Here is a 19,161-nt window from a genome sequence, read left to right as displayed (position 1 = left end):
GTGGTGGCCACCACATCGATTGACTGGGTGCTTGAAGGCGGTAGTTTGGAATCCGACGGCCAAGGCACCCTGTTGACCACCAGTGCCTGTCTATTGAACACCAATCGAAACGGCAAGGTATCTAGGGCTCAGGTCGAAGAGCGCATGGCAAGCTGCCTAGGCGCAAACAGAATGCTTTGGCTGGAATCCGGTGCGTTAGAGGGCGACGACACCGATGCCCATATCGACACCCTGGCCCGCTTTGCATCCGTCTCAACGATAATTTATCAGGGTTGTACCGATCCGTTGGACAGCCATTATGCCAGCCTGGTTCAGATGAAAGCTGAGTTGGCGGCTTTTCGCACCAACGATGGTGTGGCCTATGACCTGATTGAATTGCCTTGGCCGTCGGCCAAGTTTGCCGCTGATGGGCACCGACTGCCGGCCACCTACGCTAACTTTTTGATCACCAATAAGCTGGTTCTGGTACCGACCTATGATGACCCGATGGATATATTGGCTATAGAGCTAGTGCAACGGGCCTTTCCGAATCATTTTATTAGGGGGATCAATGCCCTGCCACTGATCGAGGAGCACGGTTCGCTGCACTGCATCACCATGCAGCTCATCGAGGGGTCGGTCAATTTCAAAGGCCGCTTCGAGAGCCTGCCCGGCACCATGGGCTGACCCGCGGCCTGCCCGGCCGCGTTAGTATTCCCAGCGAAAATTGGGCAGTGATTTAATAATGCTGCGGCCATAGCGCCGCTCCACGATGCGCCGATCCATAAACCAGATGGTGCCACTGTCGGTTTCATGCCGAATCAGCCGCCCACAAGCCTGTACTAGTCGGATCGTTGCCGATGGCAAGGTCACCAGGCTAAAGGGGTTTAGCCCCTTTTGTTCGAGCCAACCGGACAGGGTCGAATTAATGGGATCATCCGGTACGCCAAAAGGGATTTTGGCAATCACCAAGTGGGTCAGATAGTTACCCGGCAGATCAACACCCTCCGACAGACTGGCCAAACCAAAGAGTGTCGAGCCGCCGCCGCGCTCCAAGCGTTCCCGATGGTGGGCCAAGAGCGCCGTTTTCGGTAAATCGTCCTGCAGGGTAATCAGTTCACGCCAATCCGGCCCCAACAGCGAATAGACCTCCTGCATCTGAGCGCGCGATGAAAACAGCACCAGATTCCCGGTTTCCTTGGGCAACAGGGTATTTACCAGTTCGACAATGGATTGGGTGTGGATTTCGCGTTTGCCGCCATCGACGGCAAATTCTGGGATCTTAACCACTACCCTGTTGGGGTAATCGAAAGGACTGTCTAGGCGTAACAAGTCCGCCGAAGGCCCCAGGCCGGCTTGATTCATAAAGCGATCGAATTTACCTTCGATGGTCAAGGTCGCCGATGTCACGATGGCCCCAGCGCAACGATTCCAGAGGAAAGCGCGCAACACCTGGTTGGCCGACACCGGACTGGTGTTGAGCACCAGATCCTGATTTTCCGGTGTGTCGATGCGATCGAGCCAGCGCGCGGTGGGTGGATATTGCTCTGGATCGGGGCGCAGCCAACTGGCGATCAGATCGCGTGCCGGTTCAATGCGCGACAACCAACGGCCAATAACCGGCAGTGCCAATTGTAGGCGGTCCTTTTCGTCGACATCGGTGGTGCCAGACAAGCGCTTACGGATACTCTCTTCAATCGCAGCCAGGGTCGTGTAAAGCGCCACAAAGGGCGACTGGAGAGGAATTAGAATTTCATTCAGGGGCTCGCGTTGTTCCGGTTGCATCAAGGTCAGGGTGCGATCGTCGGAATTCAAGCGTTCAAACCAGGGTTGCAACGTTGTCCAGGCCATGGCCAGATGCTGGTGACATTGAATCAGCCCATCGGATAGATCGTCCATTAAACGCTCGGAGTGATCCCCATAGGCCAGTTCCAGGCGCACCTTGGGTACCTGCTTGCGCCAGCTCTCGAGCTGATTGAGCATAAACTTGACCGTCAGCTGATTGGCAAAATGCATCAGGGCCTTATCCGGCAGATGGTGACCCTCATCGAAGATATAGATGGTGTCTTCCGGGGCCGGCAAGATCGCCCCGCCGCCCAAGGCCAGATCGGCCATCACCAAGTCGTGATTGGCGATAATCACATCGGCGTCTTCCAATGCCTTACGGGCCTCGAAGAACGGACAGTTCTGATAGTGCGGACAGCGCCGATTGAGGCATTCCCGATGCGTTGAGGTCACGGTGAACCAGGTCGAGTCGGGTAATTTATCGGGCCACTGGTCGCGGTCGCCGCTCCACTGTCCGGACCCAAAGGTGCCCATTAGCTCATTGTATTGCAGCAAGGTGGCTTCATCGGCGGCCATGGTCTCCTCAAACAGAGACATAGCGACCACCGTGCCGCTGTAAAATTGAATCAGCTGTTCCAGTTTATGGGTACAGAGATACCGGCCCCGGCCCTTGGCTAAGACCGCCTTAAACTCTAGATTGGTATGCTTCAGGATGTCGGGGATATCCTTGGTCACGACCTGTTCTTGCAGCGCAACCGTCGCGGTCGAGATGACCAATTTTTTTTCCTTGGCCATCGCCACCGGTATCGCGCTGAGCACATAACCAACGGTTTTGCCGGTCCCGGTGCCGGCCTCAATCACTGCAATGGCGGCATCGCCCAGCCTATGGCCCTCGGCATCGCATTCCAGACCTCCCAAGGTACGCGCCACCTGTGCCAACATACTGCGTTGACCGACACGCGCGGTAAGCGCTTTGCTGGTGAGGTATTGGGAATAGGCTGTTTGTATGGTGGTTTTGACTGAATCGGATAACATTAGAATTTGGTTTACAGGATAAGATCGCTACAATAGCCTACTTTCGATATTTGAGGAAACACCAATGCACCAACGCGTCGTATCAATCGGTCAGGTCCAATGTGGCAACGATCAACCCTTTACCCTGTTTGGGGGCATCAATGTCCTAGAAAGTCGCGATCTGGCGATGCAAGCGGCCGAAGCCTATGTCACGGTGACCGAGGCGTTGAATATACCCTATGTCTTTAAGGCCAGCTTCGATAAGGCCAACCGTAGCTCGGTAAACAGCTATCGAGGCCCGGGTCTGGAAGAGGGTTTGCGGATATTACAGGATATTAAGGACACCTTCAGAGTACCGATTATCACCGATATTCACGAGCCCTTCCAGGCCGCACCGGTGGCCGAGGTTGCCGACGTGATTCAATTGCCAGCTTTCTTATCGCGCCAAACCGATCTGGTAATGGCCATGGCCAAAACCCAGGCCGTGATCAATATCAAGAAGGCTCAATTCTTGGCGCCCCATGAGATGGCCCATATTTTAACGAAATTTCAGGAAGCGGGTAACGATCGATTGATTCTCTGTGAGCGGGGTAGCTGTTTTGGTTACAACAACCTAGTTGTCGATATGCTTGGCTTTGGCATTATGAAGGAAACCGGCTTTCCGTTGATCTTTGATGTGACCCACTCGTTGCAAAAACCGGGCGGTCGCAGTGACTCAGCCGACGGTCGACGCGGCCAGGTAACCGATTTAGCGCGCGCCGGTATCTCGCAGAAGATCGCCGGGCTCTTCCTTGAAGCCCATCCGGACCCAAGTCAGGCACGCTGTGACGGACCCTCTGCCCTGCCCCTCGCCTTACTGCGTCCGTTTCTCGAGCAGATGAAGGCGCTCGACGAGCTGGTTAAGTCACAACCTGACCTGATCACTGGCTAAGCGGGTGCTCTATTGTGGCGTTCCGGTGCGGTTTTTCTCGAACTGGGGCGTCATGGACTGTGCATAGGCGTGATCATATTTCCCCTGGGCCATCAGAATCAGGTCACAAACAAAGCGCGCCACACCCTGCCCACCATCCATCGGCGTGACCAGATCGGCGGCCTGGCGGACCAGGCTGTAGGCATCCGCCGGGCAGATACCCACGCCAGCCAGAGACATGGCTGGCAAATCGACCATATCGTCTCCGACAAAGCACAGTTGCGCCGGGGCCAAAGCCTCTTGCGTCGCCAAGGCATCGAGCTGAAAGCGCTTATCCTTCACGCCGGCAAAGTAGTGTTTGATGCCCAGATCGGCCATCCGCTGAGCCACCATGGGCGAGTCTTTCGCCGTCATGATTGCAACCTGCACCTGACAGTCGTGCAGGAGTTTAATACCCACCCCATCTTTAACATTAAAGACCTTTAAAGCCTCGCCTTGTGCTGAGTAATAAAGTCGGCCGTCGGTCAACACCCCGTCGACATCGAAGACCACCAACTTGATGGCCTTTAGTCGGAGGTTGAGTGCATCGCGCGCGCCGGTAGCGTTATCCGAAGAGGTCATAGTGGGGTCCGCCATCCGGAAGATCATTATCAAGCCAGCGATCGGGCTTGCTGAAGGTTTGTTCTATCTGTCTGGCGAAGCTCGTCGAGATCACGCGGGTCCCCTTGCACAGGGATCCGGCCTGTTTCACCGAGATACCCATACAGTTGGCAAATTCTTCCACGCTGAGCGCGTTTTCAGCCAGCAAAGCGGCCAATTTTTCAACCTGAACTGTCATGCCTGCCCTACCCAAAATAAAAAGGCTGCCGAAGCAGCCTATCATAAACCCATCAAGCTCCGATCAAACTAAGGACGGATGCTAATATCGGCGGCTTCACGCACCTGGTTAAACAAAACCTGGTACTGAGCACTGCCGGCAAAGGTTGTAGCGAACTTCTTTGCGGCCAGCTGTTGAGTCTCGCTTGGAGATGTATCGACCACCTCGGTGACGGCGATAACATAGGCCAGATCACCATCTTCCAATGTTGCTACACTGAGACCATTAACCGGTGCTGGCAAGGTAAAGGCTTTCTCAACCACGTTGTCAGGCAGGCCGGTCGCGTTGCGATCGATAAGCTCCGGGTCGGTCCAATTATCATCTAAAGCAACTGTGCTGGCTAATATATCGGCCAATGCGGCTGACATCAGTTCAGTCGCCATACGATCGGCTACCAAGGTCCGGATATCGGTCTCAACCTCAACAAAAGGCTTAACGGCTTCGCCTTGATAATCCAATTTCTGGACCACAATCAGGTCGCCGGCAGCGGTTTTAACAACAGAACTGATCATGCCGTCATCGACCACTGTGGGCGAGAACACCGCGGCGGCAAAACCATCTTCGGCCATCAGCTCATCGTCCGAGCTGCGTGTTAGCCAGTCGGTTTCGATCACGTCGGTCTGAAAGTTAAGCGCCACATCGGCAATATCATCGGAGGCAAAGGCATCGTCAGCCAAATCGGCGGCCACTAGGATCATTTCATCCCGTGCTTTACGCTCTTTCAATACTGCCGTTAACTCGGCAGTCTGATCGGCCAATGAAGCGGCCTGGGCCGTGGATAAGGAATCCAGCTGAATCAGGTGAACACCATATTCAGTAGTGACCAAGTCAGATACATCGCCTTCCTGAGTCAATTCCATCGCCGCGTTATAAAACTCCGCGACATAGACATCTGGAATGAGCTCACCCAATGAACCACCAAATTCGGCACTGCCCGGATCATCAGACAACTCGGTGGCAAGATCGGCAAAGGCTTCACCCGCAGCCAGTCGCGCCAATGCACTTTGAGCTTCGGCAGCATTGTCGGCGCCATCGGCAAACAGGATATGCGAAACGGTGCGTTGCTCATTACTTGCCAATGCTGCCAGGTAGGACTGGTAGGCGCTGTCGATTTCGTCGTCAGTGACCAATGCATCGGCGATCATATCTGCCATAGCAACACGCACGACCTTGACCTTGACCCGCTCCTCACTGAGAAACTGATCCTGATTTTCGTCATAATAGGCTTGCAGGTCGTCAGTACTGGGCGCTACTGAGGCCAGATAATCGGCCGCAGACAGGGTTCGATAGGCTACTTTTCGCTGCTGTGCATCCAAGGAGGCATAGCGAGCAACAGACTTTTCATTGACAAAAGCGCTGTTCACCAAACCCGATTGCATCTGCGTTAACGCGGCCTGTGCCCGTTGGGACGCTATAAAGGACTTGTGATTAAAGCCATTGGCCGACAGCAGGTTCAGATACATGTCTTGATCGAATTTGCCATTCAATTGAAAGGCAGGCACTTCGGTTAAGGTTTTCAAAACCTGGTCATCCGATACTTCGAATTTTAGGTCCTGAGTTAACTGCGCCTGCAATTTTTGATTAATGAGGATGTTCAGAACTTCTTGGCGTAGGAATGGTGAGTTTGCCAGTTGAGAACCGATTTCCGCGCCATACTGACTGGTCAACTCTTGTTGACGGCTGTTTAGCAATCGCTGGTAATCATTCTCGGAGATGTCGTCACCATTAACCGTTGCCGGTGCCGAGTTGCCGGCAATTGAAATTATGGATTCGGCGCCAAAGAATACGAAGGTAATAACGATCAAACCAACGATGGTTTTACCTACCTTACCCTTTGCTGAATTTCGAAAGGCCTGGAGCATTGAATTTTCAACCCCGCTTTATAAGCTCTTATTAAATAAAAAAAAAGCGCATCAATTGACACGCTACTATCCAAAACATCTGGAGCGACGGATGTTAATCCGCCTGACTGACTCAGTTTACCGCGTCTTTCAAAGCTTTACCGGCTTTGAAACTCGGTACACGAGCGGCCTTGATTTCAATGGGTGCACCTGTTTGAGGATTGCGGCCTGTACGAGCGGCGCGATCTTTAACAGAGAAGGTACCAAAACCCACTAATACGACTTGGTCGCCGTCTTTCAAAGCGCCCGTCACGGAATCGACCATTGCATCCAATGCTCGACCTGCGGCCGCTTTTGATAAGTCAGCCGCAGCCGCAACCGCATCAATCAATTCAGATTTATTCACACTATTCCCCTTCACTTAGTTTTATAGATATAAGATTACTGTTGAAAAGCTAATTAAGTATCAGCAGACCACCCAGCACCTTGTTAATTAATTCTTCGTAGCTTTTTTATCATTCCGGAGACAACTTATACCAGTCTCAAAAAACCCCTGTCAAGCTGCTTAGTGCGTACTAATGCTGCTTTCGGTGCTGTTTTTTGATTTCTGCTTCGAAATTGCCGCAGCGACCTCTTCATCGGACAAGGGTTTAGGAACAGTTTCTAAGGCTATTTCTAATACCTCGTCGATCCAAGAGACCGGACGAATGTCTATTTCATTTTTTATATTATCAGGTATCTCTTTTAGATCACCGATATTTTCGCGCGGAATAATCACTATTTTTATACCACCACGATGAGCGGCTAGTAATTTTTCCTTAAGTCCGCCAATTGGCAGAACCTGTCCGCGTAGCGCAATCTCGCCAGTCATGGCAACGTCTGCCCGTACTGGAATCTTAGTAAGTACCGATACTAATGCGGTACACATCCCAACGCCAGCAGAAGGTCCATCTTTTGGCGTTGCGCCTTCTGGAACATGTATATGGATATCTTTAGTCTCGTGAAAATTAGGTACTATACCCAATTTTTGCGCCCTACTGCGCACTACGGTCATGGCCGCTTGTATCGACTCTTTCATTACATCGCCGAGCGAGCCGGTGCGTAACACTACGCCCTTGCCGTCCACACACGTGGCTTCCAGATTGAGCAGTTCCCCGCCCACGGACGTCCAAGCGAGTCCTGTGACCATGCCGACCTGATTTTCCTTGTCGGCAATGCCGTACTTGAACTTCTCAGCCCCAGAATACAGTTCAATATTGGTATTATCAATGGTGGTCAATGTTTTGCTGTCACCCAACACATTAGCCATAACCACTTTTCGGCATATTTTGGCTATTTCTCGTTCTAAGCCACGTACGCCGGCCTCTCGAGTATAATGCCGAATCAGCGAAATAATAGCGCTATCTGAAAAGAGTACCTCGTCTTTTTTCAAGCCATTGGCAGAAACCTGCTTCGGCGTGAGGTAGCGCTGTGCAATATTTAATTTTTCGTCTTCGGTATAGCCCGGGATTCGAATGACTTCCATTCGATCAAGCAACGGTACCGGTATATTCATGCTGTTGGAGGTGCAAACAAACATTACGTCGGATAAGTCGAAGTCTACCTCAAGATAATGGTCGTTGAAGGTATGGTTTTGTTCCGGATCCAAGACCTCGAGTAAGGCCGAGGCTGGATCACCGCGGTGATCCATACCCATCTTGTCAATTTCATCGAGCAAGAACAGCGGATTACGAACCCCAGCTTTGCTGAGCTTTTGCACCACCTTACCCGGCATTGAACCAATATAGGTTCGCCGATGGCCGCGGATTTCCGACTCATCGCGCACACCACCCAGTGCCATGCGCACAAACGAGCGATTGGTGGCATTGGCAATGGATTGCCCCAGAGAGGTCTTACCCACCCCTGGCGGCCCAACCAGGCACAGTACCGGCCCTTTGACTTTCTTGACGCGCTGTTGAACGGCAAGATATTCCAAGATCCGGGCCTTGACCTCATCGAGACCGTAGTGATCGGCTTCCAGTACCGCTTTAGCCTTGGCCAGATCGTGGCGAACACGCGATCGTTTGGCCCACGGGACGCCGAGCATCCAATCGAGGTAATTACGCACCACCGAGGCTTCCGCTGACATCGGCGACATCATCTTGAGTTTATTTAACTCTGCCAATGCTTTGTCTTTAGCGTCTTTCGGCATGCCGGCTTCGCCGATCCGACGCGCCAGGTCTTCGACCTCGGTGGCATTATTTTCGTCGAGATCACCCAGTTCTTTCTGGATGGCCTTGATCTGTTCATTGAGATAATACTCGCGCTGCGATTTCTCCATCTGTTTTTTTACGCGTCCACGGATGCGTTTTTCAACTTCCAACAGATCTATCTCGGACTCCAGCAGCGTCAGCAGATGTTCAATTCGATCTCGCTCCCCCGCTACTTCAAGAACCTTTTGTTTCTCATCAACCTTTAGTGAGAGGTGCGATGCAATGGTATCGGCTAAGCGCCCAGGGTTTTCGATGCTGTTCAAAGAGGTAATAACCTCCGATGGCACTTTTTTGCTAAGCTGAACATATTTGTCGAATTGCGCCATTAGAATGCGCACCAACGACTCCTGCTCGCGCTCTGTCAAAACATTGCTGTTTAGGACAATGGCTTTGCCGGTTAGGAAATCTTCTTGCTCGACAATTTCCTCCAAAGCGACACGGTCGATCCCCTCAACCAATACCTTGACCGTACCATCTGGCAACCTGAGCAGCTGAAGGACAGTTGCCAGGGTGCCGACTTGATAGAGATCTTGGTGATTGGGTTCATCGTCTTTGGCGTTCTTCTGCGCCACAAGCAAGATTTTCTTGTCGTGATCCATCGCATGTTGCAGCGCCGCAATAGACTTTGGGCGACCGACAAATAATGGGATAACCATGTGTGGATAGACCACAACATCTCTTAATGGTAACAGGGGTAAGTCCAACGACAGACTTTCGGTTAGGTCCGGATGCGCCATGTAAACCTCAGAATAATAAAAAACACTTTCATCAACTATGGCGGCAAATTGAAGGATATCAATAGCTTAGCAAAAAAAAAGCGGGCCGAAGCCCGCTTATTCAGTCTGCGTTACCGCTTGCGACCCGTTGAGACTCGGTGCTTTGGTAAATTAATAAGGGCTCAGACTCGCCGTTAATCACCGACTCATCAATCACCACCTTAGTGACATTAGCCTCTGATGGCACTCGATACATGGTATCGAGCAACACATTTTCCAAGATCGAGCGCAACCCCCGTGCCCCGGTGTTGCGCTGCATCGCCTTTTGAGCGATCGCTTTGAGGGCGCTTTCGCGGATGTCGAGCTCAACCGATTCCATATCAAACAGCTTTTGATACTGCTTCACCAAGGAGTTCTTCGGTTGTGTCAAGATTTGCATCAAGGCCTCCTCGTCGAGCTCTCTTAACGTTGCAACGACCGGCAAGCGGCCAATAAATTCAGGTATTAGGCCATATTTAACCAAGTCCTCAGGTTCAACCTCGGAAATGATGGAACCGATCAGACGCTCGTCTTTTTTGATCACCTCGGCATTAAAGCCGATACCGCCCTTTTCAGTTCGATGCTGAATAACCTTCTCCAGACCCGAAAAAGCGCCGCCACAAATAAAGAGGATGTTGGCGGTATCGACCTGTAAAAACTCCTGCTGCGGATGCTTGCGGCCGCCCTGCGGCGGCACGGAGGCTACCGTGCCCTCGATCAGTTTGAGTAGGGCTTGCTGCACACCCTCGCCGGAGACATCACGTGTGATCGATGGGTTGTCTGATTTACGTGAGATTTTGTCGATTTCATCAATATAGACTATGCCACGTTGGGCCTTTTCGACATCATAATCACACTTCTGCAGCAGCTTTTGAATGATGTTTTCGACATCTTCCCCGACATAACCGGCCTCGGTTAGCGTCGTTGCGTCGGCGATGGTGAAGGGGACGTTTAATAGCCGCGCCATCGTTTCGGCGAGCAGAGTTTTACCGCTTCCCGTCGGGCCGATAAGCAAGATATTGGACTTGCTCAGCTCAACATCGCTATTCGTTTCAGCATACTGCAAACGCTTGTAATGATTGTATACCGCGACCGACAACACCATCTTGGCGCGTTCTTGGCCAATAACATATTCGTCCAGTGTTTCGCGTATTTCAGCGGGCACTGGTAACTTGGCACTGTCACTCTTAGGGGCAATTTCCTGTAACTCTTCGCGAATTATGTCGTTACATAGATCGACACATTCGTCACAGACAAATACCGACGGGCCGGCAATCAGCTTTCTGACTTCATGCTGGCTCTTCCCACAGAAAGAACAATAGAGCAGTTTGCCGTCATCGCCCTTTCTGGTTTTATCGTCAGCCATGTAAATACTCCAATACCTTTCTATCTAACAAAGATGCAACCGACTAGCCCAAAAGGCAAGCCCTGTACCCGTCAATTCCTGTTTTTTGTGCGGAAATCACGGGCAGGCTGCGACATATCTTAACTAAGAGCGAGTCGCAATGACCTTATCGATCAATCCATATTCCACGGCTTGTTCCGCGGTGAGGAAATTATCTCGATCGGTATCCTTTTCGACTTCATCGAATGGTCTACCGGTATGATAGGCCATAATTTCATTCAAACGCTGTTTCATTGAGAGTATTTCTCGCGCATGAATCTCAATATCGGTCGCTTGGCCCTGATATCCACCAAGTGGTTGGTGAATCATCATACGGGAATTGGGCAGACAATAACGTTTGTCTTTAGCGCCGCCCGCTAACAGCAACGCGCCCATACTGGCGGCTTGACCGATACACATGGTACTTACATCAGGCTTAATAAACTGCATGGTGTCGTATATGGCCATGCCCGCGGTGACCGAGCCCCCGGGTGAATTGATATAGAGGTGAATATCCTTATCTGGATTTTCGCTTTCTAGAAACAGCAATTGAGCTACGACCAGATTGGCTGTGTAATCCTCGATCGGGCCGATCAAAAAGATGACATTTTCCTTCAATAATCGGGAATATATGTCGAATGAGCGCTCGCCTCGGGAGGTCTGCTCTATGACCATTGGAACCAAGCCACCTGCATTGACTATCTCGCTGGCGAAACCCGGTTGGCGATCTGATGACATATAAAGACTCCTACTTAAAAGTAATGAAACAAAAAAAAGCTGGCTTCCAAAATGAAGAGCCAACTTTTATTGTAGTCGTTTAAACCAATTGCCTTGCTGCGGGTTAGTGGTGCTTAACCCTGCGCTGCGGTCTTTGATTTAATGGCTTCTTCATAGCTGACAGCCGTGTCAACAATTTTACATTTTGATAAGATATGGTCAACTGCGGCGTTTTCAACCACTACGGCCTTAACTTGATCTAACATTTCAGCATTATTACTATAATAATCAATAACCTGTTGCGGATCCTGATATACCGACGCTTGGTCTGCGATATAGCTCTTAACCGCGGCTTCATCAGCCTTAATCTCGGCAGACGTTACCACTTCATTCATAATCAGGCCGATTTTGACCCGTCGAGCAGCCTGTTCGCTGAACAAATCGTCCGGCAAGGCACTAGGATCTATCTGGGATTGCTCGCCGAACTGCTTTACGGCTTGCTGCTTCAGACGTTGAATCTCTTCTTGCACCAATGCTTTCGGGACATCAAATTCATTGGCCGCAACCAGTTGGTCGATAACGGCGTTTTTCAGCTGTCCATCTAACGCGGTACGGGCCTCACGCTCCATGTTCTGGCGGACTTCAACCTTAAAGGTCTCTACGTCCTTGCCTTCTGCGCCAAAGGCGGTAAAAAACTCGGCGTTCAACTCAGGCAATTCAGCTTCAGCAACTTCCAACACCTTAATGTCAAAAACAGCGAGCTTACCGGCCAATTCTTTGTTGCCGTAATCTTCTGGAAAGGTTACGTCGATAGCCTTCTCGCTGCCAACAGCCATGCCTTCGATGCCCGATTCGAATCCTGGAATCATCTGGCCAGAACCTAGGGTGACCGACTGCCCTTCAGCGCTGCCGCCGTCGAACAGTTCGCCGTCAATCTTGCCGGCAAAGTCAATCTTAACCCGATCGGTCAACTGAGCGACCCGATCCACGGCCACAAAGTTGGCGCGCTGCTTTTGCAGATTTTCGAGCATCGTATCGATATCAGCATCGGTAACAGTGGCAGTCATTTTCTCAAGTTCAATGCCGTCAAAACTGGCCAAGGTGACATCCGGAAAGACTTCAAAGGTCGCAGTAAACTCTACGTCCTGGCCCGTGATGTCTTTGGTGAACTCGATGCGCGGTGCGCCGGCTGGAATGATTTTTTCAGCGGAGATCGCTTGGACGTAGTGGTTACGCACAACATCTTCAAGAACTTCAGCGCGAATACCTTCGCCAAAACGTTGCTTGACGACAGACATAGGAACCTTGCCGGGACGAAAGCCGTCGATCTTAACTCGTCGGGCGGTGTCCTTTAATTTTTGACTAACAGCATTATCAATTTCATTTGCTGGTACGCCGACAGTCATGCGGCGTTCAAGACCAGCGGTTGTCTCGACAGAAACTTGCATGAGGCTTCCTCTTAATTATAAAAATACGGAAAAAATTTGGGCTGTTACTCTAAGGAGGCAGCAGCCCATAATCAAGGCCTAAAGTACCGTTAATTTAGTTTTTAACCGATTTAGGCAAAAAAAAAGGCCGTATAAACGGCCTTTTCAAATATTGGGGTGGACGATGGGGCTCGAACCCACGACCACCGGAATCACAATCCGGGGCTCTACCAACTGAGCTACGCCCACCATATCTGTACGTTGTGTTTTGGTGCGCCCGGCAGGACTCGAACCTGCAACCACTCCCTTAGAAGGGGAGTGCTCTATCCGGTTGAGCTACGAGCGCATTCCAGCCCGTTCTGCCGTTCACCTATCGATTTTGGTCGGAGCAGAGGGATTCGAACCCCCGACCCTCTGGTCCCAAACCAGATGCGCTACCAAGCTGCGCTATGCTCCGATCGATCCGTGTCCGTCAACGTGGGGCGCATATTAATGATGGACTCACCTTGCGTCAAACGTTATTTAAAAAAAATCTTAAAAAACAACGCGGTAGCCTATTTTGCGTACACAAAACGCGCCTCAGGAATGACGCACAAGCGGGTTGCCGTCTGGTCAGTCGCGTGAGAAAATAGCGGATTGACTTCTAACCCTAGCCGACAAGGTGATTGAGTGACTGCGAAAATAATTGATGGCAAGGCCATTGCGGCCGAGCTGGTTGCTAAGATATCCCTCGAAGTAAAGGCTTTAACTAGCCAAGGCCACCGCCCGCCGGGCTTGGCGGTTATATTAGTGGGGTCTGATTTTGCCTCGCAAAAATACGTTGGCAGTAAGATGAAGGCCTGTAACGACGTTGGCTTTAAGTCAAAAACCTATGAATTCCCCACAACAGCGCGGGAAAAGGAAATCCTTGATCTGATCGACACCCTAAATGAGGACGCCTCTATAGACGGTATCCTGGTGCAGATGCCGTTACCCGAGCACATTAACGCCGATACCATCGTTGAACGGATAAAGGTCGATAAGGATGTTGATGGCTTTCATCCATTCAATATCGGTCGCTTGGCGCAGCGCCGACCTCTGCTCGAGAGCTGCACTCCGAAAGGTATTATGGCGCTGTTACAGAGTACCGGCGAAGCCGTGCGCGGCAAGGAGGCGGTTGTGGTCGGCGCATCCAATCACGTTGGAAGGCCCATGTCCCTGGAACTGCTCTTGGCCGGTGCGACGGTGACTACGACCCATCGCTTCACCCAGAATCTGGAAAAACATGTCCGCGACGCCGATATAGTCGTTGTTGCGGCCGGCAAACCTGGCCTGGTAAAAGGCGAATGGATCAAACCTGGTGCTATCGTTATCGATGTTGGCATCAACCGCAATGAACACAACCAGATTGTCGGCGATGTCGAATTTGAGGCCGCCTACGATCGTGCCGGCTGGATAACGCCGGTTCCCGGTGGTGTCGGCCCAATGACAGTGGCCACCCTAATGGAAAACACCCTAATTGCTGCAAAACAATTGCATCTTGGCATTACCAATTAATAAAAGGATAGACGATGAACGTTTTACTTAAGACCTCTATGGGCGATATCAAGATTCAACTGGATTTTGACAAAGCCCCTAAATCGGCGGCGAATTTTCAGCAATACGTGGAAGATGGTTATTTCAACGGTCTGATCTTTCACCGGGTGATCAATGGCTTTATGGTTCAGGGTGGCGGCTTTGAGCCGGGCATGACCCAACGCGCCAGCGGTGCGGCGATTAAAAATGAAGCCAACAATGGTGTCAAAAACACTAAATATAGCTTGGCTATGGCCCGCACCATGGATCCGCACTCAGCAACCGGTCAGTTTTTTATCAATGTCGCCGATAACAGCTTTCTCGATTTTAAGTCTGAAACTGCAGATGGTTGGGGTTATGCCGTATTTGGTGAAGTCATTGACGGCACCGAGGTGGTTGACCGCATCAAAGCGGTGCCCACAACCTCTAAGGCCGGCCATCAAGACGTGCCGACCGACGATGTAATCATCGAATCCGCCACAATGGTCGATTAATGATCCAGTCTTTTGAGAATGCGCTGTTCATCTCGGACATCCATTTGACCGAAGATCGCCCGGACGTCGTTCGGGCTTTTTTTGACTTTTTACGCTGGATTCCAGAATCAACCGAGGCACTCTTTATACTCGGAGACTTTTTTGAATATTGGGTCGGTGATGATGCAACCAGCGATCTAGCCAACCAAGTCGCCATCGCGCTAGCCCATATTGCCAATAGCGCGCAAATACAGATCTTTTTTGTCGCGGGGAATCGAGATTTTGCACTTGGCAAGCGCTATGCCAGCCGTTGTCAGATGACTGTGCTCGCAGATGAAAGTCACTTCAAGATAGCCAATCGGCAGGTCGTCGTGACTCATGGTGATCAATATTGCAGCGACGATGTGAGTTACCAGCGCTTCCGCGCAGTGATTCGCCATCCTCTCGTGCTCTCCGCCCTACTCGGCTTACCGAAAAAATACCGGGTCCGGCTGGCAGAACGCTTGCGGGCACGATCCAAATTCCGCTTTCAGACCAACCCGGTCTATATCGATGTTAACGAGCAAACCATTGCGGCGGCTTTCGCTCGCCTGGGCTGCCAACTGATGATTCACGGTCACACCCATCGGGCCGACATCCACACTTATGAGCACGACAAGGCTATGCATACCCGCTTGGTATTGGGCGATTGGCATCATCTTGGCTGGTATGCCCAGTTAAACGCAACGGGGCACTCGTTACACCAGTTCGCGATAGCCCAACCGGTATTTTAAGCCGCTAGTGGCGGGCCACTGTGAAAACGAAATTCATTATCGGGACGGGTAATCAGTTCTTGTTCGGCCGCGAGGAAGAGTTCGACGCGAGGAGTAATCGGCTCGACGCTGTATTGCTGGGCCAAACCCAGATAGTCACCATAGTGCCGACATTCACTGCGCAAGAGCGAAAAATAGAACTTGGCCAAATCATCGTCTAAAAAGGGTATCAATCGGGCGAAACGCTCACAGGAGCGAGCTTCGACGATAGCACCGATAATACATTTATCGACCAGCAAATAAGGCTCTTGCCGATTCGCCAATTTAAACAGCCCGGCCGCATAGCGTGAAGCCGATACCTCGATGTAGTCAATGCCACGCAACAGCATTATTTTATGCACCTGATCAAAGTGCACCAACTCCTCACGCGCCAACTTACTCATCTTCGCCAACAACTCGGGTCGGTCGATATATTTAAACATCAGTGACATGGCGGTTGAGGCCGCCTTTTTTTCACAGTTGGCGTGATCAATCAGCAAGGTTGGCAGCTGAGTCACCGCCATATCAAGCCACTCCTGAGGTGTTTCACAGGTTAAAAAGCTCCGAATCTCAACTAACAGATCGTCTATAACCGCCGGTTCCATTGCACCACCCTTCTATTTTGTTGGTTCTTGCTGTGAGGCACCCCGTGCTAATAAAGGACCTTAATGGGCGCGAATTATAAGAACTGGTCAAAAAAATGCTACGTTTGTTGATTAATTTGACCTATTTACCGCTAAAAGTGGATATCACGGCAAATATTCATACAATTTGCGTTTTCACCTAGACTTGAGTTGTTTAATGCCGTTTCCGTTTGCTCCTGATCAATACCAAAGCCAATTGGCCGCCAAAGAAGCCATCCTAACCGAACTATTAGCCGACTGGACGCGACCAGCGCTAAGCGTTTGCGCTTCGCAACCGAGCCATTACCGGATGCGTGCGGAGTTTCGCATTTGGCATGATGGTGCACGCTCTTATTACGCCATGTTCGACCCCAAAAACCCGACCGTACCGCTCGAGGTGACCGAGTTTCCGGTGGCCTCAAAGTTATTGAACCGGTTAATGGATGAGGTTATGGCAGGTGTGATGAGCGATCCGGAACTGCGCCATAAGCTATTCCAGGTGAACTTTCTCACGACCCAGTCCGGCGATGCACTCATAACTCTGATATATCATCGGCAATTGGCCGAGGACTGGCTCGAACGTGGCAACCATTGGCAGAGTGTGTGGGGCTTCCCGGTGATCGGTCGGGCACGCAAGCAACGGCATGTGTTAAGCCGAGACTTTGTCACCGAACAGCTCAGTATCGCCGGCCAGAGCTACGATTTTCACCAGTATGAGAGCAGCTTTACTCAGCCCAATGCCGGCGTCTGTGAACAGATGGTCAGCTGGGCCGTCGCACAAACACTGGGTTCGCAACAGGGCGACCTGATGGAGATGTATTGCGGCAATGGTAATTTCTCCATTCCCCTGTCGCACAACTTTCGCTTGGCCCTTGGCACAGAGATTTCACGCACCGCGGTTAAGAGCGCCCAAGAAAATATCAGCCTGAATCGACGTGACAACCTAAAGATCGCGCGTATGGCCAGTGAAGACCTGTCCAAAGCCTGGGTTAAAAATGAACCCAGTCGGCGCTTTAATGAGTTTGACATGGCCTCCTATGACTTTGATACCGTGTTGGTTGACCCGCCTCGAGCGGGTTTGGATGAGGACACCATCAGCCTTATTCAGCGCTTTCGACGCATCGTCTATGTGTCGTGTAACCCAGAATCAATGGTCGCCAATATAGCCGCCTTGCAAGGTGACTATAGGATGACCGCCTGCGCCCTATTCGATCAATTTCCCTACACCCATCATATGGAAGCCGGGGTCATCTTAGAGCGTTGTTAAGCCAGCGCCAGGACATGCGCCACTCAGGCATAGATCTGAATATGACACCCTTTTAGCGTACAATCTAACCGTTATAACCGCGGCCTGACCCCCGGCCGCCGCCCCTCAAATTTGGAGTAACAGATGTTTTCAGCCTTTCGCTTGGTTCGGATTCCACAAGACAGTCAATTGCAGGCGTGGAACGCCGCCGATGAACTGCTCTTGGAGCGCCTTAATACCAGTACCGCCGGCAAAATAGTGGTCGTCAACGACGACTTTGCCGCCCTTGCCGTGGCGCTGCACGAAAGCGATCTGGACTGGTGGCACGACTCGGCCATGGCCCAAGAAGCACTGCAGCTGAACTGCAGCAAGAATGCCGTTCGATTGCCCCAGATAATCGATCAGCTGGCCACGGTGGCCACCTATCAAACGGTGATCATCCACATTCCCAAATCAATTAAATTGTTTCAATGGCAATTGGAGCAGCTTATTGCGGCCAGCTCGGCTGAGACCCAGTTTTATGTTCTGGGCATGGTCAAACATGTTGGCAAGGGTCACATAAAGGTCATGGAACAGCTCTTTGCCGAGGTTGAACCCGGTCGAGCGGAGAAAAAAGCTCGGGTAATTCGTCTGCAGAAACCGATCACATCGGCCCAATCGGTTGGCAACAGCCAATATCAGGTACCCGAGCTATCGGCCGAATTCACCAACCTGCCCGGCTGTTATGCGGAAAATACCATTGATCCCGGGGCGCGCACCTTTATTGGCTTTTTTAACCTAATGCCTCAGGTCAACAAGGCGCTGGATCTGGGCTGTGGCAATGGACTTTTGGCAGTTGCCCTGCTGCAGCGGCAGCCGGAGCTCGAACTGTGCTTGGTAGATGACAGTCAACAGGGCTTGGCGTCGGCGCAACTCAGCCTGGCGGCAAACGGTTGGACCGAGAAACTCAGTTATCGGCACAGTAATGGCCTGAACCAGTTGGCTCACGATGAGCAATTTGAACTAATTATCTGCAATCCGCCCTTTCATCAGAGCACGACCCTAACTGAAAACATCGCCGTCAAGATGATCCGTGATGCCGGCCAACACCTAACTGAGGGTGGACAGCTGTGGTTGGTTGCCAACCGCCATTTGGATTATCGCACCGCCTGCAAACGCCATTTTCAGGCGGTCAAGCTGCGCTCCAATAACGCCCGGTTCAATATTATTCAGTGTATTAAATAGGGCGCGGGTGTCGGCCGGCGATATAAAGATATAAGCATGGAGGGCGACTTGATGCAAAATGCGCTAATCTGCCCACTCTGTCTGGCGGATAACCGGTGCGCTTCCGCCGCTTCTACTAATAGAAGTAGCGCCGATAAGGCTGCCGACTGCTGGTGTATGGCGCTAGAGATTCCGCCTACCCTGCTCGCACAGGTGCCGACTGCGCAGCGCAACCGAGTGTGCATCTGCGCAACCTGTATTGCCGCTTTCTGGTCTAATGCAGGCTCGGAGGTAGGCGATGCTTAGCCCGAGCACAGGGCTTCATCGACT

The 19,161-nt window shown here is 51.5% G+C and carries 18 protein-coding genes and 3 tRNA genes; 8 read left to right on the top strand and 13 right to left on the bottom strand.

Features of this window, described 5'->3' with window-relative positions:
• Positions 1-666 (top strand): agmatine deiminase family protein (locus AC4FIC_RS03320; protein ID WP_490359376.1); only part of this gene is annotated, 666 nt, incomplete at its 5' end.
• A gap of 21 nt (positions 667-687) precedes the next feature.
• On the opposite strand, the gene dinG is transcribed toward AC4FIC_RS03320, so the two are convergent.
• Positions 688-2,799, bottom strand: coding sequence for an ATP-dependent DNA helicase DinG (gene dinG, locus AC4FIC_RS03315; RefSeq protein WP_273284057.1), 2,112 nt, complete (start codon positions 2,797-2,799; stop codon positions 688-690).
• A gap of 64 nt (positions 2,800-2,863) precedes the next feature.
• Here dinG and kdsA point away from each other — a divergent pair, with 64 nt between their 5' ends.
• Positions 2,864-3,709 carry a 3-deoxy-8-phosphooctulonate synthase gene (kdsA, locus tag AC4FIC_RS03310; RefSeq protein ID WP_100257118.1) on the top strand — a complete coding sequence of 282 codons (846 nt, stop codon included), beginning with the start codon at positions 2,864-2,866 and terminating at the stop codon, positions 3,707-3,709.
• Positions 3,710-3,718: 9 nt separating this feature from the next.
• Here kdsA and AC4FIC_RS03305 read toward each other — a convergent pair whose 3' ends face one another.
• The 11 genes from AC4FIC_RS03305 to AC4FIC_RS03255 form a co-directional block, all read right to left on the bottom strand.
• Positions 3,719-4,309: a KdsC family phosphatase gene (locus AC4FIC_RS03305; protein ID WP_100257119.1), complete on the bottom strand. Its 591-nt coding sequence runs from the start codon at positions 4,307-4,309 to the stop codon at positions 3,719-3,721.
• Positions 4,293-4,526 (bottom strand): helix-turn-helix domain-containing protein, encoded by a 234-nt coding sequence (locus AC4FIC_RS03300; RefSeq protein ID WP_100257120.1) that lies wholly within the window; start codon positions 4,524-4,526, stop codon positions 4,293-4,295. Before AC4FIC_RS03300 ends, AC4FIC_RS03305 begins: the two co-directional genes overlap by 17 nt.
• 68 nt (positions 4,527-4,594) lie before the next feature.
• Positions 4,595-6,427 (bottom strand): SurA N-terminal domain-containing protein, encoded by a 1,833-nt coding sequence (locus AC4FIC_RS03295; RefSeq protein ID WP_100257121.1) that lies wholly within the window; start codon positions 6,425-6,427, stop codon positions 4,595-4,597.
• 112 nt (positions 6,428-6,539) lie between these two features.
• Positions 6,540-6,812 carry an HU family DNA-binding protein gene (locus AC4FIC_RS03290; RefSeq protein WP_100257122.1) on the bottom strand — a complete coding sequence of 91 codons (273 nt, stop codon included), beginning with the start codon at positions 6,810-6,812 and terminating at the stop codon, positions 6,540-6,542.
• Positions 6,813-6,971: 159 nt separating this feature from the next.
• A complete protein-coding gene (lon, locus tag AC4FIC_RS03285) occupies positions 6,972-9,395 on the bottom strand; it encodes an endopeptidase La (RefSeq protein ID WP_273284051.1) in 2,424 nt (807 codons plus the stop codon).
• A gap of 100 nt (positions 9,396-9,495) precedes the next feature.
• The gene (clpX, locus tag AC4FIC_RS03280; RefSeq protein WP_100257124.1) at positions 9,496-10,779 is read right to left on the bottom strand and encodes an ATP-dependent Clp protease ATP-binding subunit ClpX; all 1,284 of its coding nucleotides are present in this window, start codon (positions 10,777-10,779) and stop codon (positions 9,496-9,498) included.
• 123 nt (positions 10,780-10,902) lie between these two features.
• On the bottom strand, positions 10,903-11,535 hold the full coding sequence (gene clpP / locus AC4FIC_RS03275; protein ID WP_100257125.1) for an ATP-dependent Clp endopeptidase proteolytic subunit ClpP: 633 nt from the start codon (positions 11,533-11,535) through the stop codon (positions 10,903-10,905).
• Positions 11,536-11,648: 113 nt separating this feature from the next.
• Positions 11,649-12,962 (bottom strand): trigger factor, encoded by a 1,314-nt coding sequence (tig, locus tag AC4FIC_RS03270; RefSeq protein ID WP_100257126.1) that lies wholly within the window; start codon positions 12,960-12,962, stop codon positions 11,649-11,651.
• A gap of 152 nt (positions 12,963-13,114) precedes the next feature.
• Positions 13,115-13,190 (bottom strand) — tRNA-His (locus AC4FIC_RS03265).
• A gap of 20 nt (positions 13,191-13,210) precedes the next feature.
• A tRNA-Arg gene (locus AC4FIC_RS03260) sits at positions 13,211-13,287 on the bottom strand.
• Between the two features lie 34 nt (positions 13,288-13,321).
• A tRNA-Pro gene (locus AC4FIC_RS03255) sits at positions 13,322-13,398 on the bottom strand.
• A 212-nt stretch (positions 13,399-13,610) separates the two neighbouring features.
• Between AC4FIC_RS03255 and folD the strand changes: the two genes are divergently transcribed.
• Genes folD through AC4FIC_RS03240 form a run of 3 tightly spaced genes read left to right on the top strand, consistent with a single transcriptional unit; the run spans position 13,611 to position 15,741 of the window.
• On the top strand, positions 13,611-14,477 hold the full coding sequence (gene folD, locus AC4FIC_RS03250; RefSeq protein WP_100257127.1) for a bifunctional methylenetetrahydrofolate dehydrogenase/methenyltetrahydrofolate cyclohydrolase FolD: 867 nt from the start codon (positions 13,611-13,613) through the stop codon (positions 14,475-14,477).
• A gap of 14 nt (positions 14,478-14,491) precedes the next feature.
• Positions 14,492-14,989: a peptidylprolyl isomerase gene (locus AC4FIC_RS03245; RefSeq protein ID WP_273284163.1), complete on the top strand. Its 498-nt coding sequence runs from the start codon at positions 14,492-14,494 to the stop codon at positions 14,987-14,989.
• Positions 14,989-15,741, top strand: coding sequence for a UDP-2,3-diacylglucosamine diphosphatase (locus tag AC4FIC_RS03240; RefSeq protein ID WP_273284161.1), 753 nt, complete (start codon positions 14,989-14,991; stop codon positions 15,739-15,741). The genes AC4FIC_RS03245 and AC4FIC_RS03240 overlap by 1 nt, the downstream gene beginning before the upstream one ends.
• On the opposite strand, the gene AC4FIC_RS03235 is transcribed toward AC4FIC_RS03240, so the two are convergent.
• A complete protein-coding gene (locus tag AC4FIC_RS03235; protein ID WP_193437328.1) occupies positions 15,738-16,364 on the bottom strand; it encodes a MiaE family protein in 627 nt (208 codons plus the stop codon). The genes AC4FIC_RS03240 and AC4FIC_RS03235 overlap by 4 nt on opposite strands.
• 196 nt (positions 16,365-16,560) lie before the next feature.
• Between AC4FIC_RS03235 and trmA the strand changes: the two genes are divergently transcribed.
• The 3 genes from trmA (at position 16,561) to AC4FIC_RS03220 (ending at position 19,137) form a co-directional block, all read left to right on the top strand.
• The gene (gene trmA / locus AC4FIC_RS03230; protein ID WP_100257130.1) at positions 16,561-17,649 is read left to right on the top strand and encodes a tRNA (uridine(54)-C5)-methyltransferase TrmA; all 1,089 of its coding nucleotides are present in this window, start codon (positions 16,561-16,563) and stop codon (positions 17,647-17,649) included.
• Between the two features lie 123 nt (positions 17,650-17,772).
• Positions 17,773-18,852 carry a class I SAM-dependent methyltransferase gene (locus tag AC4FIC_RS03225; RefSeq protein WP_100257131.1) on the top strand — a complete coding sequence of 360 codons (1,080 nt, stop codon included), beginning with the start codon at positions 17,773-17,775 and terminating at the stop codon, positions 18,850-18,852.
• Positions 18,853-18,888: 36 nt separating this feature from the next.
• Positions 18,889-19,137 carry a cysteine-rich CWC family protein gene (locus tag AC4FIC_RS03220; RefSeq protein WP_100257132.1) on the top strand — a complete coding sequence of 83 codons (249 nt, stop codon included), beginning with the start codon at positions 18,889-18,891 and terminating at the stop codon, positions 19,135-19,137.
• The last annotated feature ends 24 nt before the right edge of the window (positions 19,138-19,161 follow it).

It is taken from the genome of Reinekea sp., from assembly GCF_982785585.1.
The sequence above is the reverse complement of the archived record's forward strand: the minus strand, read 5'-3'. Positions and strand labels throughout refer to the sequence as shown.

Coding starts and splice junctions, on each gene's coding strand:
- clpP (WP_100257125.1), bottom strand. CDS start 11,535: ATGTCATCAGATCGCCAACCGGGTTTCGCCAGCGAGATAGTCAATGCA.
- AC4FIC_RS03300 (WP_100257120.1), bottom strand. CDS start 4,526: ATGACAGTTCAGGTTGAAAAATTGGCCGCTTTGCTGGCTGAAAACGCG.
- AC4FIC_RS03225 (WP_100257131.1), top strand. CDS start 17,773: ATGTTTTCAGCCTTTCGCTTGGTTCGGATTCCACAAGACAGTCAATTG.
- AC4FIC_RS03240 (WP_273284161.1), top strand. CDS start 14,989: ATGATCCAGTCTTTTGAGAATGCGCTGTTCATCTCGGACATCCATTTG.
- AC4FIC_RS03220 (WP_100257132.1), top strand. CDS start 18,889: ATGGAGGGCGACTTGATGCAAAATGCGCTAATCTGCCCACTCTGTCTG.
- lon (WP_273284051.1), bottom strand. CDS start 9,395: ATGGCGCATCCGGACCTAACCGAAAGTCTGTCGTTGGACTTACCCCTG.
- tig (WP_100257126.1), bottom strand. CDS start 12,962: ATGCAAGTTTCTGTCGAGACAACCGCTGGTCTTGAACGCCGCATGACT.
- AC4FIC_RS03295 (WP_100257121.1), bottom strand. CDS start 6,427: ATGCTCCAGGCCTTTCGAAATTCAGCAAAGGGTAAGGTAGGTAAAACC.
- AC4FIC_RS03305 (WP_100257119.1), bottom strand. CDS start 4,309: ATGACCTCTTCGGATAACGCTACCGGCGCGCGCGATGCACTCAACCTC.
- AC4FIC_RS03235 (WP_193437328.1), bottom strand. CDS start 16,364: ATGGAACCGGCGGTTATAGACGATCTGTTAGTTGAGATTCGGAGCTTT.
- dinG (WP_273284057.1), bottom strand. CDS start 2,799: ATGTTATCCGATTCAGTCAAAACCACCATACAAACAGCCTATTCCCAA.
- trmA (WP_100257130.1), top strand. CDS start 16,561: ATGCCGTTTCCGTTTGCTCCTGATCAATACCAAAGCCAATTGGCCGCC.
- kdsA (WP_100257118.1), top strand. CDS start 2,864: ATGCACCAACGCGTCGTATCAATCGGTCAGGTCCAATGTGGCAACGAT.
- clpX (WP_100257124.1), bottom strand. CDS start 10,779: ATGGCTGACGATAAAACCAGAAAGGGCGATGACGGCAAACTGCTCTAT.
- AC4FIC_RS03245 (WP_273284163.1), top strand. CDS start 14,492: ATGAACGTTTTACTTAAGACCTCTATGGGCGATATCAAGATTCAACTG.